Consider the following 25,363-nt stretch of genomic DNA (forward strand, 5'->3'; position numbering starts at 1 on the left):
CCTTCCGCTGCAGTAAGCTCCGCGCCGTGGACACCCCCGAACCCTTCCGAGCGGATCTCGGCAGATCCGTCCGGTTGCTGCGTGCCTTCCGCCTGGAGCAGAGCGATCCGGATTTCTTCTACGGCACCCTGGCCAGTGACACGGTCGCCCAGCTGGCGACCTACACGGATCTGGCCGGCGCCACGGTGGCCGACGTGGGGGGCGGCCCCGGTTACTTCGCCGACGCGCTGCGTGCCGTCGGCGCCCGGCCTCTGTGCGTGGACTGCGACGCCGGGGAGATGCGCCTGCGCGACGGGGTGCCGCCGCGGGACTCGATCCTGGGCAGCGCCCTGGACTTGCCCCTCGCCACGGGCTCGGTGGATGTGTGCTTCTCGTCGAACGTGCTTGAGCACGTCCCCGACCCGCTCAGGATGGCGGACGAGATGGTCAGGGTCACCCGTCCCGGCGGGATCGTCTATCTGTCGTACACCGTCTGGCTCGGGCCGTGGGGCGGCCACGAGACCTCTCCCTGGCACTACCTGGGCGGCCACTACGCCGCCCGGCGGTACGCGCGCAGGCACGGCAAGACGCCCAAGAACGTCTACGGCGAGAGCATGTACGCCATCGGGGTGGCCAAGCCGCTGGCCTGGGCCCGCCGGTGCCGCGACGCGGAGATCCTTGATGCGATCCCTCGCTACCATCCCCGCTGGGCCCGGCATGTCGTCCACCTACCTGGCATCCGCGAGCTGGTCACCTGGAACCTGCTCCTCGTCCTGCGCCGCAGGTGAGCGCCGCCGCATGAGCCAGATGGCGGTCACCACACAGCCGGCGCCGAGCGCGCCGCCGCCCACCGGCGCGACCGTTCCCAGCAGCAGGATCCAGCGGCGGTAGGCGGCCGCGGTGTTCAGCGCCGCCACGACGTCGGTCTCGGTGGTGCGGAACGCCGCCTCCAGCGCGGTCAGCCGGCCCCGCCCGTCGGCCGTGACCAGCGTCTCCTCCACCTCGTCCAGTGTCTTGATCGGCTGGCCGCTGATCGGCTCCACCCAGTACGTGCGGCGGATCTCGGCGTACCGGCCCAGACCGACGTCGCCCTTGCCCGGCAGCCCCAGAAGGTGACGCGGCAGCGGCGCGGTCTCGCCGGGGACGAGCCGGCGCGGTGTGCGCTGGACGTAGCGGTAGGTCTCGACGCCGCGCACCCGCTCCACCCCGTCGAACGCGGCCGTGACCGGCTGACGCAGCCGCAGGTCGAACAGCGTGTAGTCGCGGCGTTGGGCGTTGAAGGGCCAGCGGAACGCCTGTCCCGACTGCTCGATCGAGGTGTCCTCGTCCAGGTATTCGCCGCAGCAGTTGACAATGGCGCCGGTGCGGCGGTCGAAGGCGAGGCGCCGCTCGTGGTAGTCCAGCCGCTCGCCGTCCCGCGTGGCCATGGAGATCGACTCGCCCCACACCGCGCGGTCGTCGTCACCGGCCAGCACATCGCCGATCAGCCACCGGGTCTGCACCAACTCCCCCGCCGCTGGCCGCATCGTGGCCGGGTCCAGGTAGGTCGCAGACTCCGCCACCGACCGGGTCATGCTCTGCTGCTCCAGCGGCGCCTTGAGCAGCTGGCCGTACACGTACAGGCGGGTCAGGGGGATGAGCGTCAGCAGGAAGGCGCCCACGCCGGCCAGCACCAGCGCGAGGTTCCTGCGGCTCATGACGTTCACGGTCGCGGCACCGCCTGTCCCGGCGTCACGTCGCCGATGCAGACGCCCGGCGGCATGTCGTGCACGACGATGCGGTCGGCGCCCGGCTCGGCGAGCATGAACACCTTGCCCAGGCCGGAGCGCAGTTCCACGTCAACGGCGCGCTCGCCCATCCAGAACGTGATCTTCGTGTCCGCGCGGGCGGCGTACCCGAGCTTGACCAGGGTTCCCTCCAGGCGGCTGACGCGGTTGTCCAGCGGCACCTGCACGGTTCCGTTGGTGACCGGCCAGCACCGGTCCCGCGTCGCCGGGACGAGCGGGATTCCTTGGACGTCCGCGGGCCGGAGGTGGCCCTGGTCGTCGAAGACCATGCCGTCGAGCGCCGCGGGTGGCGCCTGCATTCTGGCCCTGAGCTGAGGTGTGGCCATGGCCCCCAGCACCCTGGAGGTCAGGCTGTAGGTCTTGTAGCTCGCCGGCAGCACGTCGGACGGCACGAGCCGGTCGTAGATCACGGTGCCGGGCGCCGCCTTGACCAGGTCGGCCCGTGCGTTCTCGATGTAGTGGTAGCGCCGGTCCGCGCCCAGGTAGCCGGTGAAGAGCGTGACCGTGACCAGCGACGCGCCCACGAACAGGCCGAGCGCCGCCCCGCAGATCCCGCTCACCCGTTCCCTGCCGGGCAGCATCCTCCGGTACGGCTCCGCCTCACCGGGAAGCGGTAGCAGCACGAGCCCGACGACCAGCGCGATCAGCGGTACGGCGTCGGCGACGTACCGCGTGTCCGTGCCGGCGAACGAGCCGAGCAGGTGAACCCGGCCCCACAACACCGGCAGAGCGTCGGCCACGAGCACGTACCCAAGCAACAGCGCCCAGGCCAGACCCGCCCGCCTGCGGTAGTACGCGGTGACCGCCACCAGGGCCACGAGGGTGACGAGGGAGGCGATCACCACCGGCAGCGGCGGCGAGGCCACTCCCCAGTCGCCGCCGGCGAACCACCGCCATGGGCCGCCGAGCACGGTGGTGGCAAGGGTCTTGCCGAGCAGCTCCCACAGGAATCCCGCGGCCTGGTCGAAGATCGGCAGTCCTCCGGTGTTGGGCGACGAGAGCGCCCGATACACATAGAGAGCCCCGAAACCCACCAGCACGAGCAGGTACATCGACCAGGCGACCACGTACTTGCGTAGCGCGGCGCGCAGACCGCCGTGATAGATCACCGTCAGCGCGAGCAGCACCAGCGGCAGAGCGAACCCCTTGACGAAGCCGAGCAGCCCGAACAGCACCCACAACGCCGCGGCCACAGCGTGCCGAAGCCGCCCGGTACGCAGGTGCAGCCAGTGCGAGGCGATCGCCATGGGCAGGGCGATCTGCAGGAAGACGGTGTTGAGCGCCGCCGCCCACCACACGAGCGCCGGCACGGTGATCGGCGCGACGAGGAAGACCAGGAGCGGCGCGAGGATCGCCGACCGCTCGCCGAACACGACGCGGAGCATCCGCAGGACGGCGAGGGCGGCACAGGCGTGCAGCACCAGGATCCCGCCGGCCGCGTACCCCCAGCCGAAGGGCTCCAGCCTGGACGTGAGCCAGGCCAGCAGGAAACCGCCCGGCATGAACTGGCCGAAGTGGATCCGGGTCAGGTAGTCGAAGGAGAGATCGTTCTCCATCGCCCTGGCCACGAACTCGAAGTCGTCCTCCTTGAAGTAGGAGCTCTGGAGGATGGCTGCCTTCCACGCCATGACCGCGCCGATGAGCACGAGCGCGACCAGCAGGACGCCGTGTCGCCGCGCCCACCGGGACGCCGCCCCGGCGCTGCGGGCCATCGGCCCCGGGATGGTGAGGGCGAACCCGGTGCGCGGCTTGGTGGTCTCGGTCATGACACGCTCGTCATGGTCGGGCCGCCCGCGGCGACGGGTACGGGGATCTCGATCCGCTTGGCCGGCGCCCGCCTGGCGGGGACCTCGGCGAGCAGCTGCGCCAGCAGAGGCAGGCAGAGCAGCTGCGGCCACAGACCGCCCACACCCGCGGCGACCAGCACCGCGGCGGCCAGGTAGAGGGCGACACCGGCCGGCGGGCCCAGCAGGAGGCGCCCGCGGGTCCGCAGGCGCCCGTGCTCGGCCTCGCGCAGCGGGCGCAACCGGGTTCCGAGCGCACAGACCACGCCGACGACGCCCGCGCCAGCCGGTCCGCCGACCCAGAACCCCAGGGCGACGGCGAAGGGCAGGACATGGGCCGGGCGCAGGCGAGCGGGCCGGATCGGCGCCAGGTGCCGCGGGGGCAGGCCCGTTCTCGCCAGGGCGAGGAGCGCCACCAGCAGCGCCAGGGCGCCGCCCGCGGCCAGCCCGGCCCGGTAGGCGCCGTCGGGCTCGTAGGTGAGCGTGACGGTGCCCACGGTGTACTCGGGCAGGAACCACGCCTGCCGCCAGCCGTCGAGCCGGACGGGTTTCAACTCGACCGCCCCCAGCTTGGCCCGCCACCCGGCGTTGAAGTTCTCGTTGACGACCAAGTAGGAGTCGACGGTGACGCCGACCTTGACCACGCGCTCGGCGGCGTCCCACGACTGCACGGCGACGTCGTTCATGTCCACGGGGTTCATGTCCAGGGCGGCGGCGCGGACGCCCGGCTGGGGGCTGACGATGGCGGACTCGATGCGGTAGGACTCTCCAGGGCGTACGGACATGCGGGACTGACCGGCCGCGAGCCGCTGCGGCTCGCAACTCCTGAACGTGATGGGTTTTCCGATGACCACGTCGTTGAGCGTGCCATCGACGACCTCGGTGTGCACGGTGTCGCCGTCAATGGTGAGCGTCGGGCCGAACCCGCAGGGCATCCTGAGCGGGAAGCCGGTCAGCGCGCCGAGCGGGCGCACCCCGGGGAAGGCGAGGTCGCTGATCTCGATGGAGCGGCCGCCGGACGCGCCGAACTCCAGTTTGACCTTCTGTGCGTCCATGGCGGGGAAACGGATGAGGCCGTCCTTGCCCACCCAGCTCTGCCGCACCCCGCCCTCGGCCCGGATCGTCACCCGGATGGGAGGGGCGCCGAGGTAGGAGTCGGGTGTGACGACGCGGATTTGCGACAGCCGCGTCCTGCGGGCCAGCTCGACGCTCAGCGTGGGCCGCGGGTCGAGCGGATCGGCGAACCAGGCGGTCTTCGGGTCCCCGTCGAACGCCCACCGGCCGGCGGCAGCGCCGTGCTCGACCGCGGTCGAGGACGCCTGCACCTTTATGGCGTCGCCGGGCAGCGTGCTGAGCCGCTCGATGGCGGTGCGCTCGGTGAGCACCGCACGGCCGGAGACGGCGTACGAGCCGTCCTTCCTGACGGTGAACGAACGGTCGAAGCCGTTGCCGTCGTCGCCGAGGACCTCGTGGCCCTTGGCGCAGCTCCAGGCGACGGAGCCCTTGACGCATCCGGGGACGTCACCGGTCCTGCTGACCGCGACCGAGACCGGCTCGCCCGAGCCTACGCCCGGGTCGGGCACGGTGATCGACCGTCCGGCCTGGACGCCGGGGATGGTCAGCTCGGTGATCCCGACGCGGCTGCCGAGCCTGCTCTGCGGCTCGTAGCCGGTGGCGGTGACCTTCACGCGCAAGCGGCTGATCGGGCCACTCGGCACCGCCAGCTCCTGCGGGTCCGCGGTGGCGCGTACCCGCTGGCGCAGCGAGCCGGTGTCGGTCTCCACCGCCACTTCACTGGGCGGGGGGCCGATGGGCGCGTTCTCGAAGGTCACCTTGATCGTGGCGACCGTCAGAGGCTGGGTGAAGGTGACCTCCAGCCACTCGCCGACCGCGCCGTTCCAGCCCGTGGACCGCCAGCTGGTCCGCCGGTCGCCGTCGAGGGCGGCGAAGGGCTGACGGCCGGGCTCCCTGGAGCGTGGGGATGCCGTGACATCGGCCTCGGAGCTGGATGCCGTGACCTTCGCGATCCCGGTGAGCGTCGCCGTGGCCAGGTATTTCTCCCATCCGGGATCGAGGATGTCGTTCGACGGCAGGTTGCCGCGGAGCTGCTCGTCGGCGGTGAGCGTGGCGCTGGCGTTGCGGCGCAGGTCGGGGTAGGAGAGCTCGCGGCGGCGCAGGGTGTCGGTCAGCACCGTGTCGCCGGCGGGCACCTGGACCTGGCCCTGGTCGTCGTTGAGCAGGACCGGGCGGTCGTCGTCCAGGAGGCCCTGCTCGGCCAGGTCGAGCAGGGCCTCGGGGGCGCCTCCCACGCGGAGCGGGCGGGTGGCCTCGACGGTGCCGACCAGCGGTGCGGCGTCCGCGACCTTGTAGATCTCGACCGCGTGGTAGGGCTGGTCCACCCAGGCGGCCGCCTTGCCGTACTGGCCGATGCCGACGCCGGGCCCCATCTGGGCGGCGAGCGAGATGCCGGGCGAGTCCTCGAGTGCCTGGTGCACGCGGATCGGCCAGGCCGTGCCGATGGTGGCGCGATCCAGGTCGTTGCGCACCACCAGGTACGTCACTCCCATGCGGCGCAGCGTGGCCGTGAGCCCCGCCGACCCCTCGCCGGCGGACAGGCGCTCGTCGATGGCGGCCATGAGCCGCGAGATGCCGGCCGACCCCCACGGCACGATGGTGTGCGTGGCCCAGCGGCCCTGCGAGAGCGCCTGCAGCGGCTCGTCCAGGGGCCGCCCCCAGAGGTACTCACCACGTTTGGCGCCGGGCACGGCCAGGACCATCCCGTCTCCGGCGTTGCGCCCCAGCCAGGAGACGGTCTGCTTCCAGTAGTCGGGGATCGCGGTGAAGCCGCCGGTCGGCGCGAGCCCCGCGTACAGGATGGGCAGGGTCGACAACCCCATCAGCCCGGCGGCGGCGACGGTCAGCGGCGTGCGCCAGCGCAGCCGGACCAGGGACAGCAGCCCGGCGACGCCGAGCGCCACGGGCAGCCTGACCAGAGCGTCGAACTTGTGCAGGTTGCGGAAGACGGCGAGCGGGCCGTCCAGCAACTCGACCATGAGCTCGTGGTGGGGCGTGCCCGGGTGGCCCGTCGTGATGACGGCGACGCCGCACAGCACACTGATCAGGAGAAATGACCGCTCGGGGAGCCTGCGGAGGGTGAGGCCGGCGAAGCCGAGCGCCGCCACGGCCGCGGTGACCACGATCAGCCACGGGACCGTGGACTGCTGGTTGGCGTCGGGCAGCCAGGTCTGCCCGTCCACCGTCAGGAAGCTGAGCCAGCTCGACGTCCCGCGCAGCGCGTTGACCAGCGACGTGACGCTGGTCGTCGCGCTGGCCGTCTCGATGAAGGGCAGGAAGGAGAAGATGTAGCCGCCCAGCGTCAGCAGCGGGGCGGCCCACCACATCGACGCCAATGTAATGAGCGCCAGCCACCATGCGGTCAGCCGCCACTTCTCCAGCCCGCCGCGCCTGGTGAGCAGGTACAACAGCGGGACGACGAGGACGGCGGCCTCGGCCACGGCGTTGACTCCGCCGCAGAAGAGGAAGGCGAGCGCGGACAACGCGGCCGCCCGGCGCGGTGACAACTCCCGTCTGGCCCCTTTGACCAGGGGGAGAACAATCCACGGCAGGACGGCGCTGGGCAGGAACTCCGAGGAGTTGATGCCGATGAGCGCCTGGGCGTGCGGCGCGAGCGCGTACACGAAGCCGGCGAGCACGCGGGTGAGCGGGCCGCCGATGCCGAACGCGCGGGCCAGCTGGACCACGCCGAGGAACGCGGTGCACAACACCAGCGACATCCACAACCGCTGGACCGTCCAGGCCTCCATGCCGAGTTCGAGGCCCAGCGCGTAGAACGGGCCCATCGGAAAGAGGTAGCCGTAGGCCTGGTTCTGCAGGTGGCCGAAATAGGCGCCGTCCCAGAGGTGCAGGGCCCGGCCGAGGAAGCCCAGCGGGTTGACCGCCATGTCGAGCTTGGTCTCGGGGATGATCTTCTCGGTTGAGGTGTTGAACGCGATGGCGCCGAGCAGGAGGCAGGATGCGAGCAATCGCAGCCTGTGTCTGATCCGTGTCTCGTAGCTCTCGGCGGTGGACTCCGCGAGCTCCCCCCGGAGTCCAGGCGAGGCTTGGGTCACTGATAGGCTCCGCCGCAATCTTGGAGTTTTGCCAGGATAAGTCCGGTTATGCTAGCCCCCGTTCGAGCCCACGTAAATTCCCGCGCCCAGGCGCGGCAGGCGTCGGCCACCTCTGTCCGGCGGGCCGGGTCCGACAACTCCTTGAGCGCGCGTTCGACGACGTCCGGCAGGGTCTCCCCCTCACGCACGAGCCATCCGGTGACGCCGTGGCGTACGGAGTCGCGCAGCCCCGCCACGTCGTAGGCCACCGTCGGCACCCCGAGCGCGGCGGCTTCGATCACGGTCAGCCCCCAGCCCTCGAACTCCGAGGCCGTCACATTGAGCCGCGCGGCGGCGAGCAGCGCGTTCTTGCGCTCCTCTGGCAGGAATCCGTGCAGCACGACCCGCCCGCACAGCCCCTTGCCCGCGACCTGCCTGGTCAGCGGGCCCTGCTCGGGTCCGCGCCCGATGACGTGCACGGTCAGCCGCGGCCAGGCGGCGTGCAAATCGGCGGCCAGGTCGACGACCCGCTCGATGCGCTTGTGCCCGACCAGGCGCCCGGCGTACACGATCGCGGGGTCGCCATGGCCGGGCTCCGGCGGCCCGCCCTCGGGCGCGGCGCAGCCGTTGGGCACGATGGTGACCGGCGCGAGCCAGCGGAGCTTCTCCACCAGTCCCTGCTTGGACGACTCGGAGACGGTGATCGTCAGGCAGCGGCGGTAGAGCATCCGTGCGACCGGCCCTTCGATGAAGCAGCCGATCCTGGCCAGCCACCGCGGGAGGAAGGCGTGGAACTGCCGGTCGTGGACGTGGTGCACGAGGCAGACCACGGGGGTGCGGCGGCGTACCACGAGCGGCGAGAAGAAGGGGATGCCGTTCATCGTGTCGATCACGATGTCGACCGAGCGCCGGTGGAACAGCAGCCAGAGCGGCACCAGCAGGTAGACCAGATAGGGATTGCCCATCCTCCGCACCTGGATGCCTTCCAGTGCCTCGGCGGGGCGCTGCCCCCGCTGGCGGCCGGTCACGAAGACGACCGAGGCTCCCTGGGCCAGCAGGAACCGGCTGACCTGCCAGGCGTACTCCTCTGCGCCGCCGGCGGTCGACTGCCGGGGCTCGCGAAAATTCAGCATGGCGACGCGGACCCCGGCGAGCGGCTGCTCGTCCCCCGAGGAAGAGGTCAGCGCTGCCAGGCCTGCCGCCTCGGCCCGGTGCTCACCGGTAAAGACCACCGTCACTCCTCGTCAGCTGGCATGCGGGCATGACGGAGCCACACTCCGTGCTGCTGAGCTGGTATGGCCCCGTCAAGCGGGGAGGATCACCTGGTGCCGTAGTTGTAGAGCGGCTGGTTCGGCGGGGTCAGCGAAGGTGACGCCACATTGACCACGGCAACGGATGCACCAACCGCCAGCAGAGCTCCGATGGCCAAGGCCACGAGAAGTCGCAACAACAGAGCACTCCTTCCGATCGGTGGCGCAGTGTGCCGAGACTAGAACGTGTTCCGGCTTGAATCCATAAGATTGGTCAAACCGTGATAAAGCAAGTTACTCTCTGGTATATCACGAAACGCCGGGTCAACGCCGCAGCAAGTGGAGTTCTTGGCCGCGGAAAATGGTCTTGAAGCCGTCCACCTCAAGCAGGAACCCGTTCTGACTTGCCGGCGCCAGGACGTACCTGACGGGCAGCCGAGCGTGATCACCGGCGGCCAGGAGCTCGCCTGCGTGCCGGTTGAGCGGGTCCTCGCCGCGCACCCGCAACCGGCTGCCGTCCGGCAGCCCGACGTACAGCGTGTCGTCCCAGACGACCCGGCGCGCGAAGAGCTTCGTGGCCGGGTCCAGCACGATCCGGCCGCCGTTCCAGGCGAAGGCACGGTGCGCGCCCCAGGGCAGCGACAGCAGCGCTCCGGGGACGGGGTCGGCGTTGACGATCCGCTGCACGGCCGTCCAGTCCTGCGGGTACGTGACCGCCGCCAGCCGCCCGAACCCCCCGAACGCGAGCGTGGGCAGCACCAGCACCGGCGCCACGATCCCGACCAGTGCGGGCGCCCCCTCCTTCAAGGCCGCGGCCAGGCCGACCGCGACCAGGAGGGCGAGCGGCGCGAGATAGACCTGGCCGTCGCGCAGCGGCCCGAATCCCGGCCAGAGGGCGATGAGCCACTTGAGCGCCTCGCGGCCGGCCGTGAACGCCCCCAGCGCCGCCAGGCAGAGCCCGGCCGCCGCGGCCACGGCCAGCCCGCCCCACCACGCCGGCCGGTCCTGGGCGGCGCGGAGCCGTACGTAGCCGAAGACGCCCACCGCGACCAGGAGCAGGCGCGCGGTGGCGAGCCACCACGACTCCTGGCCGGGCAGCCCGGCGTCGGCGCTCCAGATGCCACCCAGGGAGAGCAGGCTGCCCACGACGCCGAAGGGCCCGTCGGCGCGCGCCGCGAACGCGTCGACCCCCGCCGGGTCCGTCACCGCGCCCGAGGTCAGCGCCGGAACCGCCCAGGGCAGGCTGAACACGATCAGGATCGCGGCGACCACCGGCACTGCGCGGCGCGTGACGGCGATCGGCATCAGGGTGAGCGCCGAGACCAGCATGGCCTGGAACCCGCCGATCGCCGCGGGGAGCAGCGCCAGGGCGAGCCGGGTCCAGTGCGTGCCCACGGCCCGCACCGCCCACGGCAGGCCGGCCACGCCGAGCAGCAGCGCCCACTGGCCGAGCATGAGCCGCTGCGCGAGATAGATGTTCCACGCGTAGCAGGCGGCCGCGGCCAGCCGCGCCAGCCTGCGCTCCGGCGGCACCAGCGCCGCCGCGCCGGTCGCGGCCAGCACGAAGATCGCGACCAGCATGCCCTTCTGCACGATCTCCACGGGCAGCACCTGGGACAGCAGCGCCACCACCAGATCGCTGGGCACGGCACGGGGGAAGCCGCCGCTGTCGGGCAGGAGCGGCGGGTCGGGCACGAAGAGCAGGTCGTAGCGGAGCACCAGCCCCCAGCCCAAGGCGGGCCCCAGCGCCAGCACCGCCAGCACCACACCCAGGAGCGCGGGTGACGACCGGTCGACAGTCACCGAGCACCGCCTCTCCCCTGCCCCGGACATTCCAGGCACAGGGGAGCGTAGCCGCCGTAGCGTCACATGCGTTACTTGCCGGGCTCAGGGTCCCTCGGCAGGCCGAGCATCCGCTCGCCGATGATGTTGAGCTGCACCTCCGTGGTGCCGCCGTAGATCGTCATGGCCCTGGTGGCCAGCACCGCCCGGGTCCAGTAGCCGGCGTCGCCGAGCCTGGCGTCGGCCGCCGTCGTGGCGGCGGCGCCCAGCAACTCCACGGCCGTCTCGGAGACGTGCTGAGCGTGGGAGGTGGACAACAGCTTGCGTACGGAGGCGTCCGCGCCCGGCTCGTTCCCCGCGAGTTGCTTGAGCGTGACCCGCAGCGAGAGCGCGTTGATCGAGTGGCCCTCGCAGACGACCGCCGCCACCGTCTGCGCCTCGGCCGGCGTCAGCTCGCGGCCGAGCCGCCCGATGAGGCCGAGCAGGTCGGGCACGGACGCGCCGGTGCCACCCGAGCCGGACGACAGCGAGACACGCTCGTTGGACAGCGTGTTGCGGGCGACCTTCCAGCCCTGGCCGACCTCACCCACGACCAGGTCGTCGGAGACGAAGACGTCGTCGAGGAAGACCTCGTTGAACAGGTTCTCGCCGGTCATCTCGGTCAGCGGCCTGACGGTGACGCCGGGGGCCTTCATGTCGACCAGGAAGTAGGTGATGCCCTCGTGCTTGGTGCCCTCGCTGGAGTTGCGGGCGATGCAGATGCCCCACTCGGCCACGTGGGCGACCGAGGTCCAGATCTTCTGCCCGGTGAGCTTCCAGCCGCCCTCGACCTTCTCCGCCTTCATCTGCAGCGAGGCCAGGTCGGACCCCGCACCGGGCTCGGAGAACAGCTGGCACCAGATCATCTCACCGCTGAGCGTCTTGGGCAGGAAACGCTCCTGCTGCTCGGGGGTGCCGTACACGGCGATGGACGGCACCACCCACGCGCCGATGATCAGCGCGGGTGTGCGAACCTTGGCGGCCTTGAGCTCCTGCGCGATCAGCACCTGCTCCAGCGGCTTGGCGTCGCGGCCCCACGGCTTGGGCAGGTGGGGCATGACGAAGCCGCGCGCGGCCAGCGCCCGCTTCTGCTCCTTGCCCTCGAGCCGGGCGATCTCCGCGATCTCGGCGCGGATGCCCTCGCGCAGCTCTTCCGCGTCCTCCGGCAGGTCGATCTCCATGTCGCGGGAGACGCCCTGGAGCGCCAGCGAGGCCACCGTGGCGGCCCACTCGGCCGACGAGCCGAGCAGGGCGCGCAGGGTGAGCGCGCGGCGGTAGTAAAGGTGCACGTCGTGCTCGAAGGTGTAGCCGATGCCGCCGAACGTCTGGATGGCGTCCTTGGCGCACTGGACCGCTGCGTCGGGGGCCATCACGCCGGCGATGGCGGCGGCGTAGTCCAGCTCCTTGGCTGTGCTGATGGTCGCGCTCCCTCGGGCCTCCGTTGGCATCGGGCTGAAAGCCCCCGCTCTCTCCGGCCCGGCTCGCCGCTCCGCGGCGCGGGTGGCGTCCCAGACGGTGGCGCGCGCCTGTTCCAGCGCGACCAGCATGCGGGAGAGCTTGTGCTTGATGCCCTGGAACTGCCCGATCGGGCGGCCGAACTGCACGCGGACCTTCGCGTAGTCCGCCGCGGCGGACAGGCACCAGGAGGCCAGGCCCGTGGCCTCGGCGCCGAGCAGGATCGCGGCGAGGTTGCGTACGTCGGAGGCCTGGACGCCGCCCAGGATGCCCTCGGCGGGCACGGCCACCTCCGACAGCTCGACCTTGGCCACCGGCCTGGTCAGGTCGAGGGACTTGATCTCGGTGACCGTGGCGGAGGAAGCGTCGATGAGGATCCACTCCTCGCCCTCGGCCGTGGCCACCGGCAACACCAGCGCGTCGGCGAGCGAGCCGCCGAGCACGGGCTCGGCCGTGCCGGAGACGACGAGGGAGCCGTCCTCGGCAAGGGTGCCATGCAAGTCGCCGGCCAGCGCGACGGCGCCGGTGCGGGTGCCGTCGGCGAAGGATTCGAGGTGCTCAGGACGCTTCGACACGTTGATCACGGCGCTGGCCAGCACGGTCGGCACATAGGGGCCGGGGGCCACGCGCTCGGCCAGGGCTTCGACGGCCACCGCCGTCTCCAGCAGCCCGTAGCCGGAGCCGCCGTATTCCTCGGGCACGTGCAGGCCGAGCAGCCCCTGCTCGGCGAGGCCGGCCCAGAACGGCGGACGCCCGTCCGAACCGGCGCGCGCGAGCTCCGAGGGGATGTTCCGCTCGGCCCAGCCGCTCACCGACTCGCGGAGCGCCTCATGCTCCTCGCTCAACCCGATCGCCATTGCTCATCCTCCAGCCAGGTCCGAGTCATGCCCAGAACCATATTCTAGAGGATGCTTCTGACTCCCTGGCTAGAGCGGGCGAACCTGCAGGGCGAGGGTGTTCAGATCGCGCCAGCGTGCCTTGTTCGACTCGGGGATCGAGGCCATGAGCATCGCCGGCTTGGTCTTGCCCACCTCGACCACCGTCACCATGGCCTGCGCGACCTCCTGCTCGCCGTCGTTGGTGTAGGTCACCTTGTAGCCGAGCGTCCAGCCCTTGCCGAGCGGGATCTTCTTGGAGGCGGTCCACTCGACCGTGGCGCCCTTGGGGTATTGGGTGCGGATGCTCCAGCGGACGGCCTGGGTGGCGATCTCCCGGTAGTCGGCGTCCGAGCTGGGCTTCTTCTCGGGCGACTCGCCGGGATACATCGCCGAGGCGATCAGCGTGAACGGCATCTCGACCTTGCCGATCCGCTGCGCGATCGAGTACGGCGGGTAGGACCTGGCCTTCCACGGCGAAGCCAGCCGCGGATAGCTGATCCCGGACTTGGTGTCCGTGATGGTGCCGGTGACCACGGACGCCGTGCCCGAAAGGTTCTTGTACGCCTTGCTCTCCGGCACCGGCGGCAACACGATCGGGCTCTCGCTGACGGTCGGGCTGGGCGAGGCCGCCGTGGGCGTGGCCGACGCCGTCGGTATGGGGGCGACGCGGACGACCTGCTCGCCCGGCTGGTTGTTGGTCGGCACGTCCCCGGAGAACACCACGAAGATCAGCCCGACCGCCAGGACGGTGGCGAGGATGGCGCCGAACAGGTAGACGACCTTGATCGGCAGGTCCCCGATGCGGCGGGCCGGGGGCTCGGGCGGCAGCACCGGCGGCATGGGCGGCAAGGGTGGCGGCTGCACCGGCGGCTGGATGGGAGGCCCGGCCGGGGGCGGGGTCGAGGGCTTGATCGGCACAGAATTCCCCGGCGCCGGAGGGCGAGGGATCCTGATCGTCTCCTCCGCAGGCAGGACGACCTTGCGGAACGGGGTGGTGGGTGAATCGAAGGAAGGTTTCTGGTCGCCGACGTCCGCCATGGCCTTGAGGTTACGTCACTACAGAGAGGGATAATTCCCCTACTCCCCCTGCAGAATCTAATTCTGTACGGTCAGCGGATATTCCGTGAAGCGTATCTTTCCAGTTGAGCTGGGCAGGGACCTGCCATGAGGGAGCCCATCAGGCAGATCATCGCGGGACTGCTTGCCGTGCTGCTCACCGGCTGCGGCACGATCACCACGACCGGCACCGCCTCGCCCACGGCCACGTCACCGTCGCCATCACCGACGGCGACGGCCGCCGGCCCGGCGCAGTCGCTGGAGGCGGCGTACGAGCAGGTGATCACGGATGTCCTGCCCTCCATCGTGCAGATCAACACCAAGGCCGGACTCGGCTCCGGCATCGTCTTCGACTCTCAAGGGCACATCGTCACCAACGCCCACGTGGTCGGGCAGGCCACGCAGATGAACGTCACGATCGCCACCGGAGGCGCGCCCCGCCCCGCCCGCCTGGTGAGCTCCTTCGCCGCCGGCGACCTGGCGGTGATCAAGGTGGACAAGCCCGACGGGCTGCGGCCGGCCAAGTTCGGGGACTCCTCCAAGCTGCGGGTCGGGCAGATCGTGCTCGCCATGGGCAACCCGCTCGGTCTGTCCGGCAGCGTGACGAATGGGATCGTCTCGGCGGTCGGACGTACCGTCACCGAGCCGGAGAACCCCGGCTCCCCCGGCGCCACGATCGCGGGCGCGGTCCAGACCTCGGCCGCGATCAACCCGGGGAACAGCGGCGGCGCGCTCGTGGACCTGTCCGGCCAGGTGATCGGCATCCCCACGCTCGCCGCCAGAGACCCGGAGCTGGGCGGCGGCGCCGCACCCGGCATCGGTTTCGCGATCCCGAGCAACACCGCCACCGACATCGCCGGCCAGATCGTCAAGAACGGCAAGGTCACCAACACCCGCCGGGCCGCGCTCGGCATCAGGGGCCGCACCGTCGTCGGTCCCGACGACGAGCCCAGCGGGGTGGGCGTGGTCGGAGTGGAGCCGGGCAGTGGCGCGGAGAAGGCGGGCATCCGGCCCGGTGACATGATCGTGTCGGTCAACGACAAGAAGACGCCCACCATGGCTGAGTTGTCCGAGATCCTCACCACTCTCAAACCGGGCGACCAGGCCCGGGTGGCGGTGATGCGGGCCGGCGCCCAACAGACGCTCAACGTGACGCTGGGGGAGCTCCCGGGCGACTGACCGATCACTGCTTGGCGGTGAAGACGATCTCCACGCGGCGGTTCTTGGCCCGGTTCTTCTCCACCGGCTTGCCCTGCACGATGTTGGGCAGCTTGGGCCGGCTCTCGCCGTACCCGCCGGTCTGGAGTGTCATGCCCTGGCCGGTCAGGAGCCCACGCATGGCCTGCTGCACGGCCTGCGCCCGGCGCCGCGACAACGCGACGTTGTAGGCGTCGCTCCCCTGGTCATCGGTGTGCCCTTCGATCTTGACCACGCCACCCGCGCCTTCGGCGTTGACCTTCTCCGCCACCTGCCGCAGCCGCTGCCGGGCCTTGGCGGTCAGCTGCCACTTGTTCAGCGGGAACAGCACGTCGCTGGTCAACGCGACCGTCACCTGGCGGCCTTGCTTGGTCTCGCTCTCGGTGCCGTCCATCGACTCGACCTCGCCGATGATGTCCTCGACGGGCAGGACCAGGTTCTCGACCGGACCGGTGGCGTCGGATGGGAGCTCCGGCACGCTCGGCGCCGGGGTCGGGGACAGGACGAGGGCGACGGCCAGGCTAAGAGATCGGAACATCGGTGAACACGCCGAACTTGGGCATCTCAACGTTGATCTTGGTGACGTCCGCGGGCGGCGCGGCGAAGACGGCGTACAGCGTGGACGCCTCGCCCTCCTCCAGGAACTGGCCTTGGGTGCCGGAGCACACGCATTCGGCGTCCTCGCCGGTGCCGTTGCGGGCGACCCGGTAGCGCTTGGCGTTGACGGGGTCGATCAGGGAGACGCCGGAGACCGTGAAGTCCAGCGCGGCGGTGCCCAGGCCGTTGTGCACGTTGACCTTGCCGTCGGTCGCGGTGACCGTCCAGTTGAGACTGACGATCCTGCCCTGGCGCTTGAGTGCGGTGATCTCGACACGGGCCTTGCCGAACGTGCCCCCGCCCACCTTGGTCTCGCGGGCTGCGATCACCTGGTCTTGTTGCGCGGGCGCGGTCTGCTGCTCCTGGGCCTCCTTGGGAGTGGGTGTCGCCTGCTCGTCCGAGACGGCCTGCGACTGCCTCTCCTCGCCACCGCCGCCCTGCTGGCCCGGAAGCATTCCGCAGCCCGCCAGCGCGACGGAGCTCGCGGCCGCGACGGCCAGCGCGATCGTCCTTCGCATGATGTGATCACCTTCGTCGTTCGGGGATGTGGCTCTCACCCTAGGGACGCGACCTTCAGGATCCGCATAGTCCGCTATATGCGCTGACCACGTCGCCTGCGAGCCTCCTGTGCGAGCCGTACGGCCTCGGCCTTGCCTTCCTGGTCGCCGAGACCGTCAAACTCTCCCATAGCACGCACAAGAGCATCAACAGCACCATCAGTATCGTCACTGTCCAGAGCGGTGCGGGCTACCAGCATGAGGGCCTGCGCGGCGTTCCTGCGGTCGCCGTACTGCGTGAACGTCTCCAGCGCCTCACGGGCGGCGCTCGCGGCGGCGTCGAGGGCTCCTTCCGCCCGCGCCACCGCGGCCAGGACGAGCAGCGCCTCCGCCGCGCCGCGTGGATCTCTCAGATCCCGGTACGCGGCCAGGCTCTCCCGCAGCAGCGGCTCATCCTGGCGCAGGGCACCGAGCGCTCGCAGCGCATCCGCCCGGCCGCGCCGGTCGCAGGCTTCCTCGAACGCGCTCAGCGCCCGCACGAAGGCCTGCTCGGCCTGCGCCACCTGCGGCGACGGGTGCGTGGACCCGGGGCGGGGCTGGGATTGGAGTGTCTGGACGAGGCCGAGCCTCAGCGTGATCCTGGCCAGTTCGAGCCCTTCAGCCAGTGGCTGGGCCGCTCGCAGGGCCGCCGCGGCCGCCTCCGTGCGGCCTTCGGCCCTATGCAGGTCGGCCAGGCCCCGGAGCAGGAGCGCCTCTCCCTGCCGATGGCCCGCCGCCCTGGCCGCGTCCAAGCCGATCGCCGTGGTCGCGTGCCAGTCGTCGTGGTGGGCGCCCAGCTCGAACAGCGGCGTCAGGTAGAAGGCCAGCCGCCAGGCGGCCTCGTACAGGCCGGCCCGGTAGAAGTCGTCGACGGTCGCGACGAGGAAGCGGCGTTCGGCGCTCAACCACCGCGCCTCCTGGCGCAACCACCCGGTTTCCAGGGCCGGGTCCACCGGCGGTCCTCCCGCCGATCCGGTTTCCGGGGCATGGTTCCCCGGCGGGTCATGGTCGGGACGGTGGACCTCGGTGCGGCCGGTGCCGGGCTCGGCAGGCAGCAGGGCCGCCCGGGCCTGGCGGGTACGCTCCACGATCGCCTCCGCCCGCACCGCCAGCACGCCGCCCGGGCCGCCGTCCTCCTCGGCCAGCCGCTCGGCGGCGTAGAGCCTGGTCAGGTCGTGCCAGCCGTAGCGTTCCTGGCCGGCCTCGTCAAGCCCGCGCGACTGCAGCAACCCGGCCTCCGCCAGCGGCTCCAGCTCCGCGCCGAGCACCCAGGAGGCGAAGTCGGGTGCGGACCACGCGCCGAGCTCGCGCAGCAGCCGGCGTTCGGAATCGGGCAGGCCGCGGTAGCCGAGTGCCAGGCTGCCGCGTACGGCCAGGTCGCCCGCGCTCAGCTCGTCGAGCCTGCGCCGCTCGTCCCCGAGGCGGCCGGCCAGGTGCTCGAGCGTCCAGCCCGGCTTCCTGGCCAGCCGGGACCCGGCGATACGCAGGGCCAGCGGCAAGTGACCGCAGAGGCGGACGATGCGCCGGGCGGCCTCGGGCTCGGCGAGGACCCTCTCGTGCCCGGCCACTCCGCCGAGCATGGCTACGGCCTCGTCCTCCTCCAGCACACCCAGCTCGTACGCCCGCGCCGCCTCCAACCCCGGCAAGGACGACCGGCTGGTCACCAGGGTGAGGCTGCCCGGCCCGGTCGGCAGCAGGGGGCGTACCTGGGCCTCGTCGGCGGCGTCGTCCAACACCACCACCAGCCGTCTGCGGGCCGTCATGGTGCGGTAGAGCCGTACGCGATCGTCCAGCGCCGGAGGCACCGCGCCGTCCGGGCAGCCGAGCGAGCGCAGCAGATCCTCCAGCACGGCGCTGGGCGGCCGGGCGCCGAGCGCGGCGTAGAGTCGGCCGTCCGGGAGATCGATCCCGGTGGCGGCATGCACGGCCAGCGCCGACTTCCCGCAGCCGGGCGGGCCGTGCAGGACCAGGTGCACGGGTGCCGCCTGCGCCTGCTCGCGGGCGGTCCGGTGAATCCAGCCAAGTGCCTCCTGCCGCCCAGCGAAGTCGGAAATGTCCGGCGGCAGCTCATCACTCACCGCACCGGCACGCCGCCCGCCGTCGATCGCCACCCCCAGACCCACACCGTCCGGCGGCTGATGGCCTCCGTGCGCCGGCCACGAGGGGTCGTCATGTGATGGCTGCGGGGCGGCGTCGGACAAGACCCGCTGCTGGGCGGCGATCAGGTCGGCGCCGGGCTCCAGGCCCAGCTCCTCGACCAGCGTCCGGCGCGCGTCCTGGTAGGCGCCGAGCGCTTCCGACCGGCGTCCCGCCTGGTGGAGGGCCTCGATGAGGCGCACCCAGGCGCGTTCCCGCAGCGGGTGCGCGCCGACCAGCGCCCGCAGCTCGCCGATCACCTCAGCGCCCCTGCCCAGCCGCAGGTCCAGCTCCACGCGCTCCTCCAGCGCGGTCAGGCGCAACTCCTCCAGCGGTACGGCGTGCGCCCGGCGCAACGACGACGACTCGATGTCGGCCAGCGCCTGCCCCCGCCACAACCCCAGCGCCGTCTGGAACCCGTCCGCCGCCTCCGCGACCTGACCCGCCGCCCTGGCCTGCCGCGCCGCGGCGACCAGTCGCTCGAACCGGTGGCAGTCGACGTCGTCCGGCACGACCTCGATCAGGTAGCCGCCGGGAACCGTACGGATGCCGTCGACCAGCTTGCGCAGCGCGCTGACGTACACCCTGAGCACCGACTCCGCGGACGCCGGCGGCCGGTCGTCCCAGACCACGGAGATGAGCCGCTCCACGGGCACCCGCTCGGGGGCGGACAGCAGGAGCGCGGCCAGCAACGTACGGTGCTTGGCCGGTCCCGGCGCCCGGCCTCCGTCGACCCGCAGCGGCCCCAGCACGCCGAACCGCACCCTCACTCACCCCTCGACCGGCACGTCACCGGCCCACCGGCCTGAGGGTGAACGAGTCGAAGCGGACGCGTGCGGAGGCGGTGGCGCCGGCGGCGGCGTGCACGCCTGCCTCGTCCGGGGTGTACGGGGCGTCGGCGTCGGACGCCTCGGCGACCAGGCGCTCGTTCAGCCACATGCGCAACGTCACCTTGTTCCCGCTTCTGGCGCACTCGGCCACGATGCGGTTGACGGCGGTGACGGGCTCGTCGGCCGGGCCGTGCAGGGTCGTGCCGCGCGTGCCCGTGCGGCGCTTGACGATCGTGATCTTTCCCGAGCCGGTCACCGCGAACTCGTAGCGGTATCCGGAGCCGGCCGAGCCGTGGCACCACACACCGTACTCCCCGCTTCCCTGAGTCAGGGTGGCCTTCGTGCTGACGATCACGCCGCCGCCGGGCTCCTGCCGGGGCGCCGACTTCCACAGGCGCCAGCCGGGGTTGACGGTCAACTCGTAACCGGTGCCCGCCTGGCGTGCGCTGCCGCCCTCCGACGTGCCGACCGCCCAGGCGTCGGCGAAGTCCGCCTCGTACGGCCAGGTCTCCTGCCGGAGCGCGGGCACGGCCAGCGCCGCTCCGGCCACCAGGGCCGCCACGGCGGCACCGGCGACCCACGGCCACCGCCGCCTCCGCCGTCCGCCGGTCGGTGCCCCACCCGCCCCCAACACCGAGTCCCGCCCCCCGTCCCCTGCGGCCCGCGCCATGGAGTACCGGTCGTCCAACTGCGCACCGCCCGACTGCACACCGCTCGACTGCGCATTGCCCGACCGCGCGAGGCCTGCCCCTGCGCCGACGGAGGGCCATGCGCCGGAGGCGGGCGCGTCGACAGGTCCGACGCCGGAGGGGGGCGCGCTGGTGGGCTGGGCGCCACCCACCTGTGCACCTCCCTCCTGCGTACCGGCCGACCGAGTGCTGCCCAGCCCTGCGCCGGTGGAAGGCCGCGCGCCGAGGGCGGGCGCATCGGACGGCCGCGCGCCGGGAGTCGGCGCAGCGGCGGCCGGGAAGGTCGTGGAGGTGCCGGTCCACGTACGTTCTACTACCTCGGTGGCCGTGGCCAGGCGGGTGCCGCCGACCAGCTCGGAGAGCAGTCCCTGGGCGGTGGGCCGGAGGCGGGGGTCCTTGGCGAGCGCCCGCGACGCCACCTCCCTGATCCCCTCGTCCAGCCCGTCCAGCCGCGGCACTTCCTGCATGATCCGGTACAGCACCTCACCAGGCGCCCCGCCCCCGAACGGCAACCGCCCGGTCCCCGCGAACGCGATCACCCCACCCCAGGCGAAGACGTCGGCAGCCGGCGTCAGCACCTCGCCGCGCACCTGTTCGGGCGCCATGAACGCAGGCGTGCCGAGAATCGCCTGGCTGGCCAGGCTGTCGTGGTCCACCAGCTGGGCGATGCCGAAGTCGATCACACGCGGCCCGAGCGGCGAGAGCAGCACGTTGGAGGGCTTCAGGTCGCGGTGGATCACCCCGGCCCCGTGGATCGCGCTCAGCGCGGTGGCGATCCCGACCGCCAGCGCCTCCAGGTTCCCACCGGACAAAGGCCCCTGATCGCGTACGACCTCCGCCAGCGACGGCCCTTTCACGTATTCCGTGACGAGATAGGCGACGTCCCCATCGATCCCCGCGTCGAGCACGGGCGCGGTGCAGAACCTGGCCACCCGCCGGGCCGCCGCCACCTCGCGCTCGAACCGCCGCCGGAACGCCGGGTCGCGGGCCAGCTCGGGATTGATGACCTTGACGGCGGCCAGGCCGCCGGTGGGCGTGGCCGCGAGGTGCACCTCGCCCATGCCGCCCCGGCCGAGCAGGCGCCGCAGCGCGTACCCGCCTATGAGCCGGTCACCATTCATCCCAGACACATTAGCCAGGTGAGCGCAGAGGTCATCCGGCGGCTGAGGACTGGGTCAGCCGGTAGCGGGAGGGCGGGACGCCGTACCGGTCGATGAAGGCCTGCCGCAGCGTCTCCGCCGTCCCGAACCCGCACCGGACCGCGATAGACGCGATCGGCAGCGACGTGCTGGCCAGCAGATGGGCGGCGGCCTCGGCGCGGGCCTGGCGGACGTACCGGCCCGGCGTCTGCCCCAGATGCTTGAGGAACAGCCGGGTGAGGTGCCGCTCGCTGACACCGGCCGCCTCCGCGAGCGTGAGCGTGGACAGGTCGTCGGCGAGGTGGGCCGTGATGTGCTCGACGGTCCGCCTGACCAGGCTGTTGACGGGCGAGGGAGGGCTGACGAACATGCTCATCTGCGCCTGGTTGCCGGGGCGTTGCAGGTAGGTGACCAGGTTCCTGGCCACGGTCCTGGCCAGTTCGGGGCCGTTGTCCTCTTCGACGAAGGCCAGCATGAGGTCCAGCGCGGCGGTGATGCCGGCGGAGGTGGCGACGTTGCCGTCGCGGACGAAGATCGGATTCGGATCGACGACGACCTCGGGGTATCGGCTGGCCATCAGCCGCGCCTGATCCCAGTGCGTGGTGGCGCGCCGCCCATCGAGCAGGCCGGCGGCGGCGAGGACGAACGCTCCCGTGCACACGGACGCCACGCGGCGGCTCTCCCGGGCCAGCCGGCGGACATGGCTGACGACCAGCGCGTTGCCGGCGGCGTCCTCGTGGCCGATCCCGCCCGCCACCACGAGGGTGTCGAGCGGTCCGGTGACCCGCTCCAGGGTCAGCTGGGGTTGCAGGATGAGCGCAGTGGCGGTGGTGACGGCGTGACCGCCGGGCGTGGCGACGCGATACTCGTAGTACGGTAACGCGCCGTGCCAGTTGGCGCTTTCCAGCGTCGTGGTGATGGAGGCGATCTCCAGCAGCTCCGCCGCCTCGTACGCCACCACCACGACCCGTCGTCGGTCCATGGGACCGACTGTAGGTCCGAAAGACGTACAACCCAAGTTTCCGGACCTCCCCTTCCCCGCGCCTTGGCCCGTGGCCATGCCCTCCGGGACAGTCGGAGACATGACGACGACAGCAGCTACGAAGCCCCGCCGCCGCTGGGGCAGGTTCACCCTCCACTACGTCGAGATGATCATCGCGATGTTCGTCGGGATGTTCGCGCTCGGCGCCCTCCTGGACGTCCTGGGCCTCGGCGTCTCCTCCAGCGAGTACCCGGAGCCGGCCTATCTGATCATGGCCTTCAACATGTCCGTGGGTATGGCCGTGTGGATGCGCATCCGCGGGCACGGCTGGGCCGCGACGCTGGAGATGTGCGCGGCCATGTTCGTCCCGGTCGTGCCGCTCTTCCCCCTGTTGTGGCTCGGCGTCATCGACGGCCACGGGGTGATGATGGTCGCGCACGTGGCGATGTTCCCGCTCATGCTGGCGGCGATGTTCCGCCGCCTCGACGAGTACGCCGGTTGCCATTGACCGCCTTGCGGTAGCCGTCCAGGACGTCCTGCCGCAGCAAATGCCCGAACCCGGCCCCCTTCAGCCGCATCCCCAGTGCCGCCGCGTCGGTCCCGAGCGCGGCGGCGGTCTCGGGCAGGCTCCAACCGTGCTCGGCCAGCTTGCTCAGCAGGTGGCCGCGCCGGCTCTGCGCCTCCGAAAGACGGAACGTCTTCAGGTACGCCAGCCGCCCGTCCCCATCGATGATCGTCTCGCCGATGTGGTTCTCACTCTTCCGCTCGAACGCCGGCAGAAAACGGCTCAGCGTGAACCGGCCGAGCCGGTAGACCTCCTCCACGTGCGCGGGGGCCTGGAGGAGACGGGCGGCCATGACCGAGCCGTGGAAGTCGGCCCACTCGCGCTCCCGCAGCAGGGCCTGGGCCCGCAGATCGGCCAGGGAGGAGACCGTGGTCTCGTCGATGACGGCGGGGAAGTCCCTGGCCGGGTAGAAGAGCGCGTACTCGTAGACCAGCTCGCCGTACAGGTCCCTGATGAGGGTGGGGTGCAGCGCCCGGTAGTCCTCCGGGTGCGGCACCACGAAGGCGCTGGCCAGCGTGTCGCCCGCGTACAGCAGCAGCCCGCACTGCCCCGGGTAGATCTCGAACACCTTGAGCGCGTCGTCGAGCCCGCGTACCTCGGCGCCTGTGTAGGCGTCCTCGGCGCGTGCCGACAGGCCGTGCGCGATCGCGTGGCGCGACCACTCCTCCCAGGCGATCACGGGGCCGCCGAAGTGCAGCGCGAGGAAACCCTCCACCGCCAGGTGCAGCGGCAGGAACCTGAGCCGGTTCGTGTCCACCCGGCGGGCCATCCTGCGCCGGGTCCTGATGCACATGTGGCGCAGCGGCTGGCCGAGCTGGGTGCCGTACGCCGCCGCCGGGGTGCCGTCGCCGGTCCACGACGCGACGAAGGCGTGGGGGACGTACGACGTGTAGACGGTCTTGTCGGGCAGGAACACCACGGACGGCTCGTCACCGTAGACCTTGGCGTGCAGCCGCAGGTCCTCGATGGGCTCGCGGCGCACGAGCGGCACCAGCCGCATCGCACCCCAGGTCTGCGCGGGCCGCGTGTCGAGACCGGTGAGATCGATCATCGTGCCTCCAGCTGCGCCGCCCGGTCCGCCAGGTACGCCCGCAACTCGGCGAGCCCCGTCCTGCCCTCCGCGAACCTGGCCAGCTCCACCAGCGCCGGCAGGTCCTCGGCGTCCCTGATGCCGGCGGTCGGCACCATCGGCGACAACCGCCGCACGTCGAACTGGTCCGCGTCGTAGACCGGGTTCACGTGCACGATGCCCACGTCACCGCCGGGGTCCAGCTTGCGCCGCCAGACCCGCAGCACCTCGCCCGCCAGCCCCGGCGGCGCGTTGTCCCAGCCGTCGGAGACGATGACGAGCATGCCGGGCCGCGCTTCGAGCGCGTCGAGCACCCGATGCCCCAGCGGCGTCGGCCCGGACGGCCGGGTCTGGAGCGGGTCGGTGCGGCCCGACAACCACAGGCCTCGATAGGAGCCGGCCAACGCCTCCAGCAGGTAGTGGCAGGCCAGCGCCACCGCCAGAGGACGCCGCCGCTTCACCGGCGAGCCGAAGGAGGAGAAGCTGTCGTCGAGCACCGCCGCCACGTTTCCCCACGTGCCCGCCCGTGCCCCCGCCACGCGGGCGGCCGCGGCCCGCAGCGCGCCCATCAGCTCGGCGCGGCGCCGTGTGCGTGTGTGGATGGGCAGCGCCAGCACGTACGAGGCCAGCCGGACCAGCGGCATGGCGGCCAGGTCCGCCTCGGTGTCCAGGCCGTCCTTGCTCGCCGACTCGGCGAGGCGCAGTCGTTCGAGCCTGGTCAGCTTGGGGGCGATGCGTTCGAGGAACACCATCCTGCTGATGCCGTGGCGGGCGGCGAAGCCCTCGGCGACGGTGTACGGCAGCTCGTACAGAGCAGCCTTGTCGTAATGTGCGCGCCGCCACGCCTCCAGCACCGGCGTCTCATAACGGGCGCGACTGAACGGAGCGAAGAGGAAGTCGCCCAGCTCGCCCGGCAGCCGCAGGTGCACGTGCCGCACCGCCGACTTCACCCCCGCTCGATACTTGACGGCGTCGAAGGCCAGGTCGGGGCGGCCGGCCAGCCACTCGCGGACGAGGGCGCGGGTGCGCCGGTTGTTGACGCCGTCGTGGCGCAGCCGCTGGAAGAGCCGGTAGACGCGGGGCGGGCTCATCCTGGCCAGCCGCCGCGCGATCAGCCGCCCGTCGCCCTGCCCCGGGTGGGCCAGCAGGGTGGCGATGACGATCGCGGCGTTGTGGTCGTTGATGTCAAGCGCGAGCGTGGCCGCGTACAGGTCCGGGTAGTTGCCGTGGATGTAGCGGTGCAGGAAGCCGAGGGACAGCCGCTGCTGACCGGCCGCGCTGTGGAACTCGCGCTGGCCGGTCGAGGTGATCGCCGCGTTCGCGAAGAGCAGCACGTCCTCGCACTCGATCAGGTCGGCGTAGGTCTCCATGGGCTCCCCGAGGTCGCGGACTGGCCGGGGAATGGGGGCACGAACTGCGAAGCATCGCGGTACAGGCGGGTTCCGGAAGTCGCACCGAAGTCCCGCGGCCAGTCTGGTTCCGGACCTTACCGGGGCTTTCTGGA

General features: G+C 71.7%; 18 protein-coding genes. 3 read left to right on the forward strand and 15 right to left on the reverse strand.

Annotated features, from left to right (window positions below; genetic code table 11):
- Positions 1 to 26: 26 nt before the first annotated feature.
- Positions 27 to 767, forward strand: coding sequence for a class I SAM-dependent methyltransferase (locus tag OHA25_RS58040; RefSeq protein ID WP_327585309.1), 741 nt, complete (start codon positions 27 to 29; stop codon positions 765 to 767).
- Here the strand turns inward: OHA25_RS58040 and OHA25_RS58045 are convergent.
- The 8 genes from OHA25_RS58045 to OHA25_RS58080 form a co-directional block, all read right to left on the reverse strand.
- Complete coding sequence (locus OHA25_RS58045; protein ID WP_327585310.1) at positions 708 to 1,676, reverse strand: DUF3068 domain-containing protein; 969 nt, start codon at positions 1,674 to 1,676, stop codon at positions 708 to 710. The two genes, OHA25_RS58040 and OHA25_RS58045, sit on opposite strands and share 60 nt — an antisense overlap.
- Positions 1,677 to 1,681: 5 nt before the next feature.
- A complete protein-coding gene (locus OHA25_RS58050) occupies positions 1,682 to 3,532 on the reverse strand; it encodes a hypothetical protein (protein WP_327585311.1) in 1,851 nt (616 codons plus the stop codon).
- Entirely contained in the window at positions 3,529 to 7,680 is a 4,152-nt protein-coding gene (locus OHA25_RS58055; protein WP_327585312.1) for an alpha-(1->3)-arabinofuranosyltransferase domain-containing protein, read from the reverse strand. Before OHA25_RS58055 ends, OHA25_RS58050 begins: the two co-directional genes overlap by 4 nt.
- Positions 7,677 to 8,891, reverse strand: coding sequence for a glycosyltransferase family 4 protein (locus OHA25_RS58060; RefSeq protein WP_327585313.1), 1,215 nt, complete (start codon positions 8,889 to 8,891; stop codon positions 7,677 to 7,679). Before OHA25_RS58060 ends, OHA25_RS58055 begins: the two co-directional genes overlap by 4 nt.
- A gap of 86 nt (positions 8,892 to 8,977) precedes the next feature.
- Positions 8,978 to 9,109 carry a hypothetical protein gene (locus OHA25_RS58065; protein WP_260477562.1) on the reverse strand — a complete coding sequence of 44 codons (132 nt, stop codon included), beginning with the start codon at positions 9,107 to 9,109 and terminating at the stop codon, positions 8,978 to 8,980.
- Positions 9,110 to 9,233: 124 nt separating this feature from the next.
- Positions 9,234 to 10,712 (reverse strand): hypothetical protein, encoded by a 1,479-nt coding sequence (locus OHA25_RS58070; RefSeq protein WP_327585314.1) that lies wholly within the window; start codon positions 10,710 to 10,712, stop codon positions 9,234 to 9,236.
- Between the two features lie 71 nt (positions 10,713 to 10,783).
- A complete protein-coding gene (locus tag OHA25_RS58075; RefSeq protein WP_327585315.1) occupies positions 10,784 to 13,042 on the reverse strand; it encodes an acyl-CoA dehydrogenase in 2,259 nt (752 codons plus the stop codon).
- Between the two features lie 69 nt (positions 13,043 to 13,111).
- On the reverse strand, positions 13,112 to 14,101 hold the full coding sequence (locus tag OHA25_RS58080; protein ID WP_327585316.1) for a hypothetical protein: 990 nt from the start codon (positions 14,099 to 14,101) through the stop codon (positions 13,112 to 13,114).
- A gap of 126 nt (positions 14,102 to 14,227) precedes the next feature.
- On the opposite strand from OHA25_RS58080, the gene OHA25_RS58085 reads away from it, so the two are divergent.
- Positions 14,228 to 15,298 carry a S1C family serine protease gene (locus OHA25_RS58085; protein WP_327585317.1) on the forward strand — a complete coding sequence of 357 codons (1,071 nt, stop codon included), beginning with the start codon at positions 14,228 to 14,230 and terminating at the stop codon, positions 15,296 to 15,298.
- 4 nt (positions 15,299 to 15,302) lie between these two features.
- Here the strand turns inward: OHA25_RS58085 and OHA25_RS58090 are convergent, their stop codons facing one another.
- The 5 genes from OHA25_RS58090 to OHA25_RS58110 all read right to left on the reverse strand — a co-directional run bounded on the left by OHA25_RS58090 (position 15,303) and on the right by OHA25_RS58110 (position 22,225).
- Positions 15,303 to 15,854, reverse strand: coding sequence for an OmpA family protein (locus OHA25_RS58090; protein ID WP_327585318.1), 552 nt, complete (start codon positions 15,852 to 15,854; stop codon positions 15,303 to 15,305).
- Complete coding sequence (locus tag OHA25_RS58095; RefSeq protein WP_327585319.1) at positions 15,838 to 16,431, reverse strand: hypothetical protein; 594 nt, start codon at positions 16,429 to 16,431, stop codon at positions 15,838 to 15,840. The genes OHA25_RS58090 and OHA25_RS58095 overlap by 17 nt, the downstream gene beginning before the upstream one ends.
- Positions 16,432 to 16,505: 74 nt before the next feature.
- A complete protein-coding gene (locus OHA25_RS58100; protein WP_327585320.1) occupies positions 16,506 to 19,355 on the reverse strand; it encodes an AfsR/SARP family transcriptional regulator in 2,850 nt (949 codons plus the stop codon).
- A gap of 19 nt (positions 19,356 to 19,374) precedes the next feature.
- Positions 19,375 to 21,225, reverse strand: coding sequence for a serine/threonine-protein kinase (locus tag OHA25_RS58105; RefSeq protein WP_327585321.1), 1,851 nt, complete (start codon positions 21,223 to 21,225; stop codon positions 19,375 to 19,377).
- Positions 21,226 to 21,256: 31 nt separating this feature from the next.
- Positions 21,257 to 22,225, reverse strand: coding sequence for a GlxA family transcriptional regulator (locus tag OHA25_RS58110; RefSeq protein ID WP_327585322.1), 969 nt, complete (start codon positions 22,223 to 22,225; stop codon positions 21,257 to 21,259).
- A gap of 100 nt (positions 22,226 to 22,325) precedes the next feature.
- Between OHA25_RS58110 and OHA25_RS58115 the strand changes: the two genes are divergently transcribed.
- A complete protein-coding gene (locus OHA25_RS58115; RefSeq protein ID WP_327585323.1) occupies positions 22,326 to 22,733 on the forward strand; it encodes a hypothetical protein in 408 nt (135 codons plus the stop codon).
- Here the strand turns inward: OHA25_RS58115 and OHA25_RS58120 are convergent.
- Together OHA25_RS58120 and OHA25_RS58125 are read right to left on the reverse strand one after the other, a co-directional pair.
- Complete coding sequence (locus OHA25_RS58120; protein WP_327585324.1) at positions 22,681 to 23,841, reverse strand: ARPP-2 domain-containing protein; 1,161 nt, start codon at positions 23,839 to 23,841, stop codon at positions 22,681 to 22,683. The genes OHA25_RS58115 and OHA25_RS58120 overlap by 53 nt on opposite strands.
- A complete protein-coding gene (locus tag OHA25_RS58125; RefSeq protein ID WP_327585325.1) occupies positions 23,838 to 25,229 on the reverse strand; it encodes a hypothetical protein in 1,392 nt (463 codons plus the stop codon). Before OHA25_RS58125 ends, OHA25_RS58120 begins: the two co-directional genes overlap by 4 nt.
- Between the last annotated feature and the right edge of the window lie 134 nt (positions 25,230 to 25,363).

The sequence above is a fragment of the Nonomuraea sp. NBC_00507 genome (assembly GCF_036013525.1).
In the GTDB taxonomy this organism is placed as follows: domain Bacteria; phylum Actinomycetota; class Actinomycetes; order Streptosporangiales; family Streptosporangiaceae; genus Nonomuraea.